11 protein-coding genes are annotated in these 14,211 nt (G+C 58.3%); 8 read left to right on the top strand and 3 right to left on the bottom strand.

Going from position 1 to position 14,211, the window contains the following annotated elements; all coding sequences use genetic code 11:
* The first annotated feature begins 260 nt into the window (after nucleotides 1-260).
* From BLR20_RS21550 to BLR20_RS21535, 4 genes are all read left to right on the top strand, one after another.
* Nucleotides 261-2,183 carry a PrkA family serine protein kinase gene (locus BLR20_RS21550; protein ID WP_003316247.1) on the top strand — a complete coding sequence of 641 codons (1,923 nt, stop codon included), beginning with the start codon at nucleotides 261-263 and terminating at the stop codon, nucleotides 2,181-2,183.
* Nucleotides 2,184-2,304: 121 nt separating this feature from the next.
* Complete coding sequence (locus tag BLR20_RS21545; protein ID WP_011269137.1) at nucleotides 2,305-3,576, top strand: YeaH/YhbH family protein; 1,272 nt, start codon at nucleotides 2,305-2,307, stop codon at nucleotides 3,574-3,576.
* On the top strand, nucleotides 3,573-5,135 hold the full coding sequence (locus tag BLR20_RS21540) for a SpoVR family protein (RefSeq protein ID WP_032611772.1): 1,563 nt from the start codon (nucleotides 3,573-3,575) through the stop codon (nucleotides 5,133-5,135). The genes BLR20_RS21545 and BLR20_RS21540 overlap by 4 nt, the downstream gene beginning before the upstream one ends.
* A gap of 97 nt (nucleotides 5,136-5,232) precedes the next feature.
* Nucleotides 5,233-6,462: a multifunctional CCA addition/repair protein gene (locus BLR20_RS21535; RefSeq protein WP_032611775.1), complete on the top strand. Its 1,230-nt coding sequence runs from the start codon at nucleotides 5,233-5,235 to the stop codon at nucleotides 6,460-6,462.
* A gap of 340 nt (nucleotides 6,463-6,802) precedes the next feature.
* On the opposite strand, the gene folK is transcribed toward BLR20_RS21535, so the two are convergent.
* Together folK and folB are read right to left on the bottom strand one after the other, a co-directional pair.
* Nucleotides 6,803-7,327 (bottom strand): 2-amino-4-hydroxy-6-hydroxymethyldihydropteridine diphosphokinase, encoded by a 525-nt coding sequence (gene folK, locus BLR20_RS21530; RefSeq protein WP_032611778.1) that lies wholly within the window; start codon nucleotides 7,325-7,327, stop codon nucleotides 6,803-6,805.
* Nucleotides 7,318-7,671 carry a dihydroneopterin aldolase gene (gene folB / locus BLR20_RS21525; RefSeq protein ID WP_003316242.1) on the bottom strand — a complete coding sequence of 118 codons (354 nt, stop codon included), beginning with the start codon at nucleotides 7,669-7,671 and terminating at the stop codon, nucleotides 7,318-7,320. The genes folK and folB overlap by 10 nt, the downstream gene beginning before the upstream one ends.
* Nucleotides 7,672-7,745: 74 nt before the next feature.
* Between folB and plsY the strand changes: the two genes are divergently transcribed.
* Nucleotides 7,746-8,315 (top strand): glycerol-3-phosphate 1-O-acyltransferase PlsY, encoded by a 570-nt coding sequence (gene plsY / locus BLR20_RS21520; protein ID WP_010428802.1) that lies wholly within the window; start codon nucleotides 7,746-7,748, stop codon nucleotides 8,313-8,315.
* 22 nt (nucleotides 8,316-8,337) lie between these two features.
* Here the strand turns inward: plsY and tsaD are convergent, their stop codons facing one another.
* Nucleotides 8,338-9,363, bottom strand: a complete 1,026-nt coding sequence (tsaD, locus tag BLR20_RS21515) for a tRNA (adenosine(37)-N6)-threonylcarbamoyltransferase complex transferase subunit TsaD (protein WP_003372796.1) — start codon at nucleotides 9,361-9,363, stop codon at nucleotides 8,338-8,340.
* Between the two features lie 198 nt (nucleotides 9,364-9,561).
* Here tsaD and rpsU point away from each other — a divergent pair, with 198 nt between their 5' ends.
* The 3 genes from rpsU to rpoD all read left to right on the top strand — a co-directional run bounded on the left by rpsU (nucleotide 9,562) and on the right by rpoD (nucleotide 14,128).
* On the top strand, nucleotides 9,562-9,777 hold the full coding sequence (gene rpsU, locus BLR20_RS21510) for a 30S ribosomal protein S21 (protein ID WP_002551877.1): 216 nt from the start codon (nucleotides 9,562-9,564) through the stop codon (nucleotides 9,775-9,777).
* Between the two features lie 477 nt (nucleotides 9,778-10,254).
* A complete protein-coding gene (gene dnaG / locus BLR20_RS21505; protein WP_054992517.1) occupies nucleotides 10,255-12,210 on the top strand; it encodes a DNA primase in 1,956 nt (651 codons plus the stop codon).
* Between the two features lie 67 nt (nucleotides 12,211-12,277).
* Complete coding sequence (gene rpoD / locus BLR20_RS21500) at nucleotides 12,278-14,128, top strand: RNA polymerase sigma factor RpoD (RefSeq protein WP_010428811.1); 1,851 nt, start codon at nucleotides 12,278-12,280, stop codon at nucleotides 14,126-14,128.
* Nucleotides 14,129-14,211 lie beyond the last annotated feature (83 nt).

Below are 14,211 nucleotides of genomic sequence, written 5' to 3'. Positions count from 1 at the left end.
TCCCGCGTTCTACGCGGGCTCGCGAGCCATCTGACGAACGGTCAGCCCCTCTTCTCGCGCATCCCTTCTTTATCTTTCCGAATCCGAACTATCCTTAGCCCTAGGCCATCCGTATTCAGGGGAGAGCCGGTACACCGGCGCGTGGGTCATCGGTAGTTACTTTTAGGGTGTTCTGGGGGGAAACAGTGGCTGCTAAGCGGTTGCTGCCAGCATCGACTGACGATCCGCCGCCGGCTCCACGTATCGAGCGAGGTGACGTCATGAGTATATTCAGCCACTTCCAACAACGCTTCGAAAGCACGCGGCAAGAAGAGCTCTCGTTACAGGAGTATCTTGAGCTCTGCAAACAGGATCGCAGCGCCTACGCCTCTGCCGCAGAACGTCTTCTGCTGGCCATTGGCGAACCCGAACTGGTGGATACCTCCACCAACTCCAGGCTGTCGCGGATCTTCTCCAACAAAGTCATACGCCGCTATCCGGCCTTTGCCGACTTCCACGGAATGGAAGAATGCATCGACCAGATCGTTTCGTATTTCCGCCATGCCGCCCAAGGCCTGGAAGAGAAGAAACAAATCCTGTATCTGCTCGGCCCGGTGGGCGGTGGTAAGTCGTCCCTGGCGGAAAAACTCAAGCAACTGATCGAAAAAGTCCCGTTCTATGCCATCAAGGGCTCACCAGTATTCGAGTCGCCCCTGGGCCTGTTCAACGCCACCGAAGACGGCGCGATTCTCGAGGAAGACTTCGGGATTCCGCGACGCTACCTGAGCACCATCATGTCGCCCTGGGCGACCAAACGCCTGGCCGAGTTTGGCGGTGACATCAGCCAGTTCAAGGTGGTGAAGCTATACCCTTCGATTCTCAATCAGATTGCCGTGGCGAAAACCGAGCCCGGCGACGAAAACAACCAGGACATCTCTGCGCTGGTCGGCAAGGTGGATATTCGCAAGCTGGAAGAATTCCCGCAGAACGACGCAGACGCCTACAGCTACTCGGGCGCGCTGTGCCGGGCCAACCAGGGCCTGATGGAATTCGTCGAGATGTTCAAGGCACCGATCAAGGTCCTTCATCCGCTGCTCACCGCAACCCAGGAAGGCAACTACAACAGTACCGAAGGGCTGGGAGCGATCCCGTTCACCGGTATCCTGCTGGCGCACTCCAACGAATCGGAATGGCACAGCTTCCGCAACAACAAGAACAACGAAGCCTTCATCGACCGTATCTACATCGTGAAGGTGCCGTACTGCCTGCGTGTCAGCGACGAGATCAAGATCTACGACAAGCTGCTGTTCAACAGTTCGCTGTCCAAGGCGCACTGCGCGCCGGACACCCTGAAAATGCTCGCGCAGTTCACCACGCTGTCGCGCCTCAAAGAGCCGGACAACTCCAACATCTACTCCAAGATGCGCGTGTATGACGGCGAGAACCTCAAAGACACTGACCCGAAAGCCAAGTCGATTCAGGAATACCGCGACAGCGCGGGCGTCGACGAGGGCATGAATGGTCTGTCCACCCGCTTCGCATTCAAGATTCTGTCCAAGGTCTTCAACTTCGATCCGCATGAAATCGCGGCCAACCCGGTGCATCTGCTTTACGTACTGGAACAGCAGATCGAACAGGAGCAATTCCCTGCCGAAACGCGCGAACGCTATCTGCGCTTTATCAAGGAATACCTGGCACCCCGCTATATCGAGTTCATCGGCAAGGAAATCCAGACGGCATATCTGGAATCCTACAGCGAGTACGGTCAGAACATTTTCGACCGTTACGTGCTGTATGCGGACTTCTGGATTCAGGATCAGGAATATCGCGATCCGGAAACCGGCGAGATCCTCAACCGCGTCGCCTTGAACGAGGAACTGGAAAAGATCGAAAAACCGGCAGGCATCAGCAACCCGAAAGATTTCCGCAACGAAATCGTCAATTTCGTGCTGCGTGCCCGCGCCAACAACAACGGCAAGAACCCGACTTGGCTCAGCTACGAGAAGCTGCGGGTGGTGATCGAGAAGAAAATGTTCTCCAACACCGAGGATCTCCTGCCCGTCATCAGCTTCAATGCCAAGGCCAGCAAAGAGGATCAGCAGAAGCACAACGACTTCGTGACACGAATGGTCGAGAGGGGCTACACGGACAAGCAGGTACGCCTGCTTTCCGAATGGTATCTGCGCGTGCGGAAATCGCAGTAACGCAGCTGCAAGCTTCAAGCTATCAGCTGCAGGCGAAAAGCGATCAAGACCCGGGCTCGGGACTGATCGCGTGCTCGCCTGCAGCTTGAGGCTTACAACTTGAAGCTCCCCGGAGGAGCCTATGAGCTATGTGATCGACCGACGTCTCAACGGCAAGAACAAAAGCACGGTAAACCGGCAGCGGTTTCTGCGGCGTTACCGTGACCACATCAAGAAAGCAGTGGAGGAAGCGGTCAGCCGGCGCTCCATCACTGACATGGAACACGGCGAGCAGATCAGTATTCCCGGGCGCGACATCGACGAACCGGTCCTGCACCACGGTCGCGGGGGCAAGCAGACTGTTGTTCATCCTGGCAACAAGGAGTTCACCACAGGCGAGCACATCGCCCGCCCTCAAGGCGGTGGTGGTGGCAAGGGCCCCGGCAAGGCGGGCAACTCCGGCGAAGGGATGGATGAGTTCTCGTTCCAGATTACTCAGGAAGAGTTTCTTGAGTTCATGTTCGAAGACCTGGAGCTGCCGAACCTGGTCAAGCGCAACCTGACCGGCACCGACACCTTCAAGACCGTGCGCGCGGGTATCAGCAACGAAGGCAACCCGTCGCGTATCAACATCATCCGCACCCTGCGCTCGGCGCATGCACGCCGCATCGCGCTGTCCGGCAGCAGTCGCGCGAAACTCAGGGAAGCCACCGCCGAGCTTGAGCGCATGAAGCGCGAAGAGCCGGATAACTTCGGCGACATTCAGGAACTGGAAGTAGAGATCGACCGACTGAAGGCACGCATTCGTCGTGTGCCCTACCTCGACACCTTCGACCTCAAGTACAACCTGCTGGTCAAGCAACCCAACCCCAGCTCCAAGGCGGTCATGTTTTGCCTGATGGACGTCTCCGGCTCCATGACCCAGGCGACCAAGGACATCGCCAAGCGCTTTTTCATCCTGCTGTACCTGTTCCTCAAACGTAACTACGACAAAATCGATGTGGTCTTCATTCGTCACCACACCAGCGCCCGCGAAGTGGACGAGGAAGAGTTTTTCTATTCCCGGGAAACCGGCGGTACCATCGTTTCCAGCGCATTGAAACTGATGCAGGAAATCATGGCCGCACGCTACCCGAGCAGTGACTGGAATATTTACGCGGCACAGGCGTCGGATGGCGACAACTGGAACGATGATTCGCCCATCTGCCGGGAAATCCTCACCAAACAGATCATGCCCTTCGTGCAGTACTACACGTACGTGGAAATCACCCCGCGTGAGCATCAGGCCTTGTGGTATGAATACGAACGCATCGGTGAAGATTTTGCCGACACGTTTGCCCAGCAACAGCTGGTCTCTGCCGGTGATATCTATCCGGTATTCCGCGAACTCTTCCAGCGAAGGTTAGTGTCATGACCGCCAGAGAGCAGAAGCGCCAACCCCTTTCCACGGGGTCAGAGTGGACATTCGAACTGATCCGCGCCTACGACCGCGAAATTGGCAGGATTGCCGAGCGGTATGCGCTGGACACCTATCCCAACCAGATCGAAGTGATCACTGCCGAGCAGATGATGGATGCTTATGCGTCGGTAGGCATGCCGTTGGGCTATCACCATTGGTCCTACGGCAAACACTTCCTCAGTACGGAAAAGTCCTATTCACGCGGCCAGATGGGCCTGGCCTACGAGATCGTCATAAACTCCGACCCGTGCATTGCCTACCTGATGGAGGAAAACACCATCTGCATGCAGGCGCTGGTCGTCGCCCATGCGTGCTATGGCCACAACAGCTTCTTCAAGGGCAACTACCTGTTTCGCACCTGGACCGACGCCAGCTCGATCATTGATTACCTGGTGTTTGCCAAGCAGTACATCATGCAATGCGAGGAGCGCCATGGCATCGATGCCGTGGAGGACTTGCTGGACTCCTGCCATGCGCTGATGAACTACGGTGTGGACCGCTACAAGCGGCCCTACCCGATTTCCGCCGAAGAGGAGCGGCGTCGGCAGAAGGACCGGGAGGAGCACCTTCAGCGGCAGATCAACGATCTTTGGCGCACCATCCCGAAAAGTGCCGACAAGGGCAGCAAGGAAGACAATGCACGCTTCCCGGCTGAGCCGCAGGAAAACATTCTCTACTTCATCGAGAAGCACGCTCCGCTGCTTGAACCCTGGCAGCGCGAAGTGGTGCGCATCGTGCGCAAGATCGCGCAGTATTTCTATCCTCAGCGCCAGACACAGGTGATGAACGAAGGCTGGGCGACGTTCTGGCACTACACGCTGATGAATGACCTGTACGACGAAGGCCTGGTCACCGACGGCTTCATGATGGAGTTCCTGCAGTCGCACACCAGCGTGATTTTTCAGCCTGGTTTCGACAGCCCTTACTACAGTGGCATCAACCCCTATGCGCTGGGCTTTGCCATGTATCAGGACATCCGCCGGATGTGCGAAAACCCTACCGATGAGGACCGGCAGTGGTTTCCGGAGATTGCCGGCAGCGACTGGCTGACGGCGATCAAGTTTGCGATGAGCAGTTTCAAGGACGAGAGCTTCATCCTCCAGTACCTGTCGCCCAAGGTGATTCGCGACCTCAAGCTGTTCAGCATCATGGACGACGACCAGCAGGAAGACCTCCTGGTACCCGCCATTCATGATGAAAACGGGTATCGGACCATCCGCGAAATACTCGCTGCGCAGTACAACCTGGGCAACCGGGAACCCAATGTGCAGATCTACAGCATAGACCGCCGAGGCGATCGCTCGCTGACCCTGCGCCATCAACAGCACAATCGCAAACCGCTCGGTGACTCGACAGACGAGGTGCTCAAACACCTGCACCGGCTGTGGGGCTTTGACATCCACCTGGAAACCTTGCAGGGCGATCAGGTGGTCAAGACTCATCACGTCCCCCCGAAAGGCGAGCATGCCGACAGTGAATATCCCCGGCTTGATATGGCGGTCGTCCACCTTTAAGCGCCAGGCCAATAGTGCTTAAAACGCTTGGTCATGCAGCTTTAGCCTCCGCAAGCACGACACAAGGTTTATCCTGTCGCGCTTACGGAGGCTTTTTATGCAGATTTATAAAGTAGGCGGTGCTGTACGCGACCGTCTTCTGGGTCAACCTGTCACGGACATCGACTGGGTCGTGGTCGGCGCAAGTACCGAGGACATGCTGATCAAGGGCTACCGCCCGGTCGGTACAGATTTCCCGGTGTTTCTGCATCCGCTGACCAATGAGGAATACGCATTGGCGCGCACCGAGCGCAAAAGCGGCGTGGGCTATGGAGGCTTTGTTTTCCACGCCAGCCCCGAGGTGACGCTTGAGCAGGATTTGATTCGGCGTGACCTGACGATCAACGCCATGGCGGAAGACAAGGACGGCAATCTCACCGATCCCTATAACGGCCAGAAAGATTTAGAAGCGCGGATATTACGTCACGTTTCCCCCGCATTCGCCGAAGATCCGCTCAGGGTCTTGCGTGTAGCCCGATTCGCCGCCCGCTACGCCGGCTACGGTTTCACCATCGCACCCGAGACCCTGGGGCTGATGCGCCAGCTCAGTGAATCGGGTGAACTCAAGGCGCTAACTGCCGAGCGAAGCTGGAAGGAAATCTCGCGCGCGCTCATGGAAGAACAGCCTCAGGTGTTCATTCAGGTGCTGCACGACTGCGCCGCGCTCAACGAGCTGATGCCCGAGGTCGAAGCGTTGTTTGGTGTACCGCAGCCAGCGGCGCATCACCCGGAAATAGACACCGGCGTACACGTGCTCAGTGTCCTCGAGCAATCCGCACGCCATAAACATCCGCTGACGGTGCGCTGGGCCTGCTTGCTGCACGACCTCGGGAAAGGGCTGACCCCGGAAGCCGAATGGCCACGGCACATCGCCCATGAACACACCGGCCTGCGCCTGATAAAGGCGGTCAACGAGCGCTTTCGTGTACCAAGGGACTGCCAGGAACTGGCGCTGCTGGTCGGCCAGTACCATACCCACGGCCACCGTGCGCTGGAGCTGAAGCCCTCGACCCTGCTGGAGCTGCTGCAAAGCTTCGACGTCTACCGCCGCCCGCAGCGCTTTGAAGAATTCATTGCGGCTTGCGAAATGGACGCCCGAGGACGCCACGGCTTCGAACAACGCAGTTACCCACAGGCCGATTACCTGCGCGGCGCTGCCGAGGCCGCACGTGCGGTTTCCGTAAAGCCGTTGCTGGAACAGGGTCTGAAGGGCAAGGAATTGGGTGATGCGCTGAAGAACGAGCGCTTGAAGGCGCTGAAAACCTACAAGGCCGAGCATTCGGCCTGACCCTTGTACAGGGTGGCGTATTATCGTTCCCACGCTCCGCGTGGTAATGCATTTCGTGACGCTCTGCGTCACATTGCAGCCACGCTGCATCATTCAATCCGGTTGAATATGCAGGCAGCACCAAAGCCTGCGACTTCTTTGCGCTTGATACCGCGCCAGGCTGCAGATTTGTGACGCGGAGCGTCACCCAATGCGTGCCAACGCGGAGCATTGGCACGATAGTCAGTTGGATTTGTGTATAACGCCGAACGCTCGGCGTAGTAGCGCAGCCTTGGGCGCGCTGCGTACGATCTTCAGCCCGTGACGCCAGAGGCATTCGAACTGGAAGGCGCGGACACCCTCAGTTACGCAGTAAATCCTCAGGCGTCAGACCCAGCCCGCGCCACTCGAAAGCCACAGGCCAGAGCTGCTGATCAATCTGCGCATCAGCCCAGAGTTTGCTGAAGGCAATTCCCACGCCCGGATGCAGACGTTCAGGGGCAATCAACGCCAATGGGCGCAGCACGAAGGCATTCTTCAGGATTTCCGCCCTCGGCAGAATCAGCCCGTCGAAATTACCCACCTGCTCGCCATACAGCAGCACATCGATATCCAGGGGCAACCCTTTGCGATCCGGAGCATAGCGGCCATTGTCCGCTTCGATGAATTTCAGGCGACGATCCAGCTCCATCAAGGGCAGATCGGTCAGCGCCGACACCACCAGATTGAAGAACGGCCCGCTCTTGATACCGACCGCATGGCTTTCAAAAACCGGCGAGCAGCTCAGGTCAGTCAGAAAGCCATCCAGCGCATCAAGCCCCGCAACCAAGTGGCGCTCACGCTCGATATTGCTCCCCAGGCCGAGGAAAATCCGCGTCAGCGACATCCGCGCTCGATCTCCACGCCCACACCGGCGGCGGCCGCCACAGCACCGGGCTTGGTCAGTTTCAGGCGCAGCCAGGGAATATTGAATTCACCCATCAGCACTTCGGCCAGTCGCTCGGCGAAGGTCTCCACCAACTGGAACTGTGCCTGCTCGGCGAACGCCTGGATACGTGTCGAGACGCTGGCGTAGTCGAGGGCCTTGCTCAGATCATCCCCTGCGGCGGCGGGGCGATTGTCCCAGGCAAAGCTGAGGTCCAGACGCAGGCACTGACGAATGCCGCGCTCCCAGTCATAGGCGCCAATGACCGTATCGACCTCAAGGCCCTCGATGAAAACTCTGTCCAAGCACTACTCTCCACTGCACGACAAGGGCGCGATGCGCCGTTAGAATCAGGGCATCCTCGCCCGGAATGGTTCGCATGTTTTGGTTACTGGCCACCTTCGCCTACCTGCTTGGCTCGCTGTCCTTCGCCATCCTGCTCAGCCGACTGAGCGGCAGACCTGACCCGCGCGCCAGTGGCTCCGGCAATGCCGGTGCGACCAACATGCTGCGTCTGGCCGGGAAAAAACTCGCCATCCTGACCCTGCTCGGCGATCTCTGCAAAGGCCTGATGCCGATCCTGATGGCCAGCGCCTGGAACATGGACACTGCACAGCAGGGCTGGATCGGTGTCTGCGCGGTGCTGGGCCATCTGTTCCCGTTGTACTTTCGCTTCCGCGGTGGCAAAGGCGTAGCGACCGCCGCCGGTGTGCTGCTGGGCCTGTATCCGCCCGCCGCCGCCCTGGCGATAGTCGCCTGGCTGCTGACGCTCTACCTGACCCGCACCAGCTCCCTTGCCGCCCTGATCGCCACTCCCCTGACCCTGCCATTGCTGGCATGGCAGGAGCCTCATGCGCTGCTGCCGATGAGCGTGTTGACCCTGCTCATCGTCTGGCGCCATCGCGGCAATCTACGCGACCTGCTCGCCGGGCGCGAACGACATTTCTGAGGCGCAACACGCCTCGTCGCCGTCACAACCCCGACAACTGCTCCATGGGCCAGCGCGCCTGCACGCTGATGCTCAAATCTTCCTTCTGCCCGGCCTGCAAACGCTGACACCCGGCAAAGGCAATCATGGCGCCATTATCGGTACAAAACTCGGGCCGCGCGTAATAGACATGGCCGCGCAAGTCGCCAAGCATGCTTTCCAGCGAAGCCCGCAGTGCCTTGTTGGCGCTGACACCACCGGCAATCACCAGGCTCTTGAGGCCAGTCTGCTTGAGCGCGCGCTTGCACTTGATGGTCAAAGTCTCCACTACCGCCTGCTGGAAGGCCAGCGCGATGTCGCAGCGGGTTTGCTCACTGTCGTCTCCAGCGTTCCGGCATTGCTGCCAGGTATTGAGCGCAGAGGTTTTCAGACCGCTGAAGCTGAATTCCAGCCCGGGACGATCAGTCATCGGCCGAGGGAAGACAAAACGCCCTGCCACGCCCTGCATCGCCGCCTTTGAAATCTCCGGGCCGCCTGGGTACTGCATGCCCATCATCTTCGCGGTCTTGTCGAACGCCTCGCCTGCAGCATCATCCAGGGTCTCGCCCAGCAGCTCGTACTGACCGATACCGTCGACGCGTACCAGTTGCGTATGGCCGCCGGACACCAGCAAGGCGACGAACGGGAACTGTGGCGGGTTTTCTTCCAGCATCGGCGCCAGCAGATGACCTTCCATGTGATGCACGCCCAGCGCCGGGATGTCCCAGGCGAATGCCAGCGCCTGAGCGCACGAAGCGCCGACCAGCAAGGCGCCCACCAGTCCAGGGCCGGCCGTGTAGGCAATGGCGTCGATATCAGTGGCCACACAGTCTGCCTCGGCCAGCGTCTGGCGAATCAGGGGCAGCATGCGCTTGACGTGATCACGCGAAGCCAGCTCCGGCACCACACCGCCATAGGCACGATGCAGGTCGATCTGGCTGAATAATGCGTCCGCAAGCAAACCGCGTTCGCTGTCATATAATGCGACGCCGGTTTCGTCGCAGGAGGTTTCTAATCCCAGTACTAGCATGGGGTTGCGCCTTGTAGGGGGCAGATTTGAAGGCGCGCATAATAGTCGTCGACCGAGGTGCCGACCAGCGGTTTTCGATCAGAGGCTTTGCATTCCTCTCAATGAGGGGTTAACATCCGCAACCCTTAAAAACCGACGTACTTTTGTGCAGTGTTTGCACTGAGCGTTGACCCCGGTAATGAATGAAGGTAGCTCTGGATGCCAGCCGTCAAAGTTAAAGAGAACGAACCCTTCGACGTAGCTCTGCGTCGTTTCAAGCGCTCCTGCGAAAAAGCCGGTGTTCTGGCTGAAGTTCGTAGCCGCGAATTTTACGAGAAGCCGACTTCGGAGCGTAAGCGCAAGGCAGCAGCTGCTGTCAAACGCCACGCCAAGAAAGTCCAGCGCGAACAGCGCCGCGCCGTTCGTCTGTATTAATTTACAGACCTTCGTCGCAAGCTTCTGCCTTGCCCGGCCAACCAGCCGGGCTGTCGGCAGTTACAGCTTCGCTGTTTTGCGTTTGCTTTATTGATTGACCCTGTCCAGGCCGCCGATGCGACTCGGATATTCAGTCAAGCACGTCCAGCCTGTTCACAGGCTACATCGGTCATGCCCACTCGGGCAGCACATCGACCGATGACAAGACGAGTATGCCTTGATGACTTCGCAAGAAGCTCAGCCAAGGCAGCGTCTTCCGTGTCCCGGGCTCTGACCACTCATGTGGGCAACGAAGCTTGTGGCCTTTTTGATCCACTCGCGGGATCAAGCCTTATTCCTTCCAGGCCAACACCGTCCTTCGGATGCAAAGACGTGCCCGTTTATTGCCGACGTCTTCAAAAAGACGGCTGACAGGCTGACGGAACGCTCGTAGAGTCATCCGATACTTTTGCACCACGCTTGAATGATGAGAACGCCATGGCCGGGCTGATTCCCCAGAGCTTTATCGACGACCTTCTGAACCGCACCGATATTGTCGATGTTGTCAGTTCGCGCGTGCAGCTCAAGAAAGCCGGGAAGAATTACACCGCGTGCTGCCCGTTCCACAAAGAGAAAACCCCCTCTTTCAGCGTCAGCCCGGACAAGCAGTTCTATTACTGCTTCGGGTGCGGCGCAGGTGGCAACGCGCTCGGCTTCATCATGGACCACGACAACCTGGACTTCCCCCAGGCGGTCGAGGACCTGGCCAAGGCCGCCGGCATGGAAGTGCCTCGCGAACAGAGCGTAAAAGGCCAGAAGCCCCGGCAACCGACCGATTCCCCGCTCTACCCGCTGTTGACCGCCGCTGCCGAGTTCTACCGCCAGGCCCTGAAAAGCCACCCGTCACGCAAGGCTGCGGTGGATTACCTCAAGGGCCGCGGACTGTCCGGCGAAATCGCCAGGGACTTCGGCCTGGGCTTCGCCCCTCCCGGCTGGGACAACCTGTACAAACACCTGAGCAGCGACTCATTGCAGCAAAAGGTGATGATCGATGCCGGCCTGCTGATCGAGAACGCCGAAACCGGCAAACGCTACGACCGCTTCCGCGACCGGGTGATGTTTCCGATCCGTGATTCACGTGGGCGCGTCATTGCCTTTGGCGGCCGCGTACTGGGCGATGACAAACCCAAGTACCTGAACTCCCCGGAAACACCGGTTTTCCACAAGGGTCAGGAGCTGTACGGCCTGTTCGAGGCGCGCAAATTCAATCGCAACCTCGATGAAATCATTGTTGTTGAAGGCTACATGGACGTCATCGCCCTCGCCCAGCAAGGCTTGCGCAATGCCGTGGCCACGCTGGGTACAGCGACCAGCGAAGAGCACTTGAAGCGCCTGTTCAGGGTCGTGCCTAACGTGTTGTTCTGCTTCGACGGCGATCAGGCCGGGCGCAACGCTGCATGGCGTGCACTGGAAGCGACCCTGTCGAGCCTGCAGGACGGACGGCGGGCGCGCTTTCTGTTTCTTCCCGAAGGCGAAGACCCGGACACGCTGGTGCGCTCAGAAGGCACCGACGCGTTCAAGGCACGCATCAATCAGCACGCGCAGCCGCTGGCCGATTATTTTTTCGAGCAACTGACCAAAGAGTCTGACCCGCGCTCGCTGGAAGGCAAGGCGCACATGGCCACCCTGGCAGCGCCACTGATCGACAAGGTGCCCGGCGCGAACCTGCGTATTCTGATGCGTCAGCGCCTGACCGAAATTACCGGGCTGTCCGGCGAAGCCGTTAGTCAGCTGGTGCAGAGCGCGCCGGCAGAGGCGCCACCGAGTTACGACCCGTATGTCGACTACGATGCCATGCCTGATTTTGCCGATTACCAGCCACAAGGCGGTTATGAGCCTCAGCAGGAATGGACGCAGAAGAAAACCGGCGGTCAGAATCAAAAAAAATGGGACAACAAATCCTGGGGCAAAAAAGGCAAGCGCCAGGACTTTGAGCCTCGAACGCCGCGTGTGCCTACCGCCGTCGAACCGCCCATGCAGGCTGCGCTGAGAACCTTGCTGCATCACCCTGAATTGGCGGAAAAGGTCGAAAATGCCAGCCATTTCGCTGCAGAAGACCAATCAAACGCACAACTGCTGGTCGCTCTTATCGAGGCCCGGCAAAAGAATCCGAACCTTCGGTCGTTACAGTTGATAGCGCGATGGCACGGCACTGAACAGGGCCGTTTGCTGCGCGCTCTGGCAGAAAAGGAATGGCTGATTGAGGCCGATAACCTTGAACAACAGTTTTTCGACACTATAACTAGCTTATCCGCTCGCCAGCGCGAGCGCAGTCTGGAACATCTGATCAGCAAGGCTCGGCAGACCGAGTTGAGCGCAGAAGAGAAAATTCAGCTTAGGGAACTGCTAAATCGCAATGTTCCCGCACAAACCCCGACCTCAACTGGCGCGTGAGGTCATAGCTCGGGTATAATCCTCGGCTTGTTTTTTGCCCGCCAAGACCTTCAGTGGATAGGGTGTTATGTCCGGAAAAGCGCAACAGCAATCTCGTATCAAAGAGTTGATCACCCTGGGTCGTGAGCAGAAGTATCTGACTTACGCAGAGGTCAACGACCACTTGCCCGAGGATATTTCAGATCCCGAGCAGGTGGAAGACATCATCCGCATGATCAACGACATGGGGATCCCGGTACACGAGAGTGCTCCGGATGCGGACGCCTTGATGCTGGCCGACGCCGATACCGATGAGGCAGCCGCAGAAGAAGCGGCTGCAGCGTTGGCAGCGGTCGAGACCGACATCGGTCGTACCACCGATCCTGTTCGTATGTACATGCGGGAAATGGGCACCGTTGAACTTCTGACCCGTGAAGGCGAAATCGAAATCGCCAAACGTATCGAAGAAGGCATCCGTGAAGTGATGGGCGCAATTGCGCACTTCCCAGGCACGGTTGACCACATTCTCTCCGAATACACACGCGTCACCAGTGAAGGCGGTCGCCTCTCCGATGTCCTGAGCGGCTATATCGACCCGGACGACGGCATCGCGCCGCCTGCCGAAGTCCCGCCGCCTGTCGACCCTAAAGCCGTCAAGGCCGAAGGTGCCGATGACGAAGAGGAAGAGTCGGCGGACGCCAGCGACGAAGAAGACGAAGTCGAGAGCGGTCCTGATCCGGTCATCGCCCAACAGCGCTTCGGTGCGGTTTCCGATCAAATGGAAATCACCCGCAAGGCCCTGAAGAAATTTGGTCGCGACGACAAGCACGCCATTGCCGAAATGGTTGCTCTGGCCGAACTGTTCATGCCGATCAAACTGGTTCCAAAGCAGTTTGAAGGTCTGGTAGAGCGTGTACGCGGTGCGCTTGAGCGTCTTCGTGCACAGGAACGCGCCATTATGCAGTTGTGTGTACGTGATGCACGTATGCCGCGCGCCGACTTCCTGCGCCAGTTCCCGGGCAACGAAGTTGACGAAAGCTGGACTGACGCACTGGCCAAGGGCAAGAGCAAATACGCCGAAGCCATCGGTCGCCTGCAGCCTGACATCCAGCGTTGCCAGCAGAAGCTGTCCGCCCTGGAAGAAGAGACCGGCCTGAAAATCGCCGAGATCAAGGACATCAACCGTCGCATGTCGATCGGTGAGGCCAAGGCCCGCCGTGCGAAGAAAGAGATGGTCGAAGCGAACTTGCGTCTGGTGATCTCCATCGCCAAGAAGTACACCAACCGTGGCTTACAATTCCTCGATCTGATCCAGGAAGGCAACATCGGCTTGATGAAGGCTGTGGACAAGTTCGAATACCGTCGTGGCTACAAGTTCTCGACCTATGCCACCTGGTGGATCCGTCAGGCGATCACTCGCTCGATTGCCGACCAGGCACGCACCATTCGTATTCCGGTGCACATGATCGAGACGATCAACAAGCTCAACCGCATTTCCCGGCAGATGCTGCAGGAAATGGGTCGCGAACCGACCCCGGAAGAGCTGGGCGAACGTATGGAGATGCCTGAGGATAAAATCCGCAAGGTATTGAAGATCGCAAAAGAGCCGATCTCCATGGAAACCCCGATCGGTGACGACGAAGATTCGCATCTGGGTGACTTCATCGAAGACTCGACCATGCAGTCGCCAATCGATGTCGCCACTGTTGAAAGCCTGAAAGAAGCGACACGCGAAGTGCTGTCGGGCCTTACCGCCCGTGAAGCAAAGGTTCTGCGCATGCGTTTCGGCATCGACATGAATACCGACCACACCCTTGAAGAGGTTGGTAAGCAGTTTGACGTAACCCGCGAGCGGATCCGTCAGATAGAAGCCAAGGCACTGCGCAAGCTGCGCCACCCGACGAGAAGCGAGCACCTGCGCTCGTTCCTCGACGAGTAATCACACCAGCGAGTCAACAAAACCCCCGGCATGCCGGGGGTTTTGCGTTTCCGGGCAGAAAAAAATTCAAAACTTGCAGGCCC

Source organism: Pseudomonas congelans (assembly GCF_900103225.1).
Lineage (GTDB): Bacteria > Pseudomonadota > Gammaproteobacteria > Pseudomonadales > Pseudomonadaceae > Aquipseudomonas > Aquipseudomonas congelans.
Note: the sequence above shows the minus strand (reverse complement) of the source record. Positions and strands in the feature narration are given on the sequence as shown.

Coding starts and splice junctions, on each gene's coding strand:
- BLR20_RS21550 (WP_003316247.1), top strand. CDS start 261: ATGAGTATATTCAGCCACTTCCAACAACGCTTCGAAAGCACGCGGCAA.
- BLR20_RS21545 (WP_011269137.1), top strand. CDS start 2,305: ATGAGCTATGTGATCGACCGACGTCTCAACGGCAAGAACAAAAGCACG.
- BLR20_RS21540 (WP_032611772.1), top strand. CDS start 3,573: ATGACCGCCAGAGAGCAGAAGCGCCAACCCCTTTCCACGGGGTCAGAG.
- BLR20_RS21535 (WP_032611775.1), top strand. CDS start 5,233: ATGCAGATTTATAAAGTAGGCGGTGCTGTACGCGACCGTCTTCTGGGT.
- folK (WP_032611778.1), bottom strand. CDS start 7,327: ATGTCGCTGACGCGGATTTTCCTCGGCCTGGGGAGCAATATCGAGCGT.
- plsY (WP_010428802.1), top strand. CDS start 7,746: ATGTTTTGGTTACTGGCCACCTTCGCCTACCTGCTTGGCTCGCTGTCC.
- tsaD (WP_003372796.1), bottom strand. CDS start 9,363: ATGCTAGTACTGGGATTAGAAACCTCCTGCGACGAAACCGGCGTCGCA.
- rpsU (WP_002551877.1), top strand. CDS start 9,562: ATGCCAGCCGTCAAAGTTAAAGAGAACGAACCCTTCGACGTAGCTCTG.
- dnaG (WP_054992517.1), top strand. CDS start 10,255: ATGGCCGGGCTGATTCCCCAGAGCTTTATCGACGACCTTCTGAACCGC.
- rpoD (WP_010428811.1), top strand. CDS start 12,278: ATGTCCGGAAAAGCGCAACAGCAATCTCGTATCAAAGAGTTGATCACC.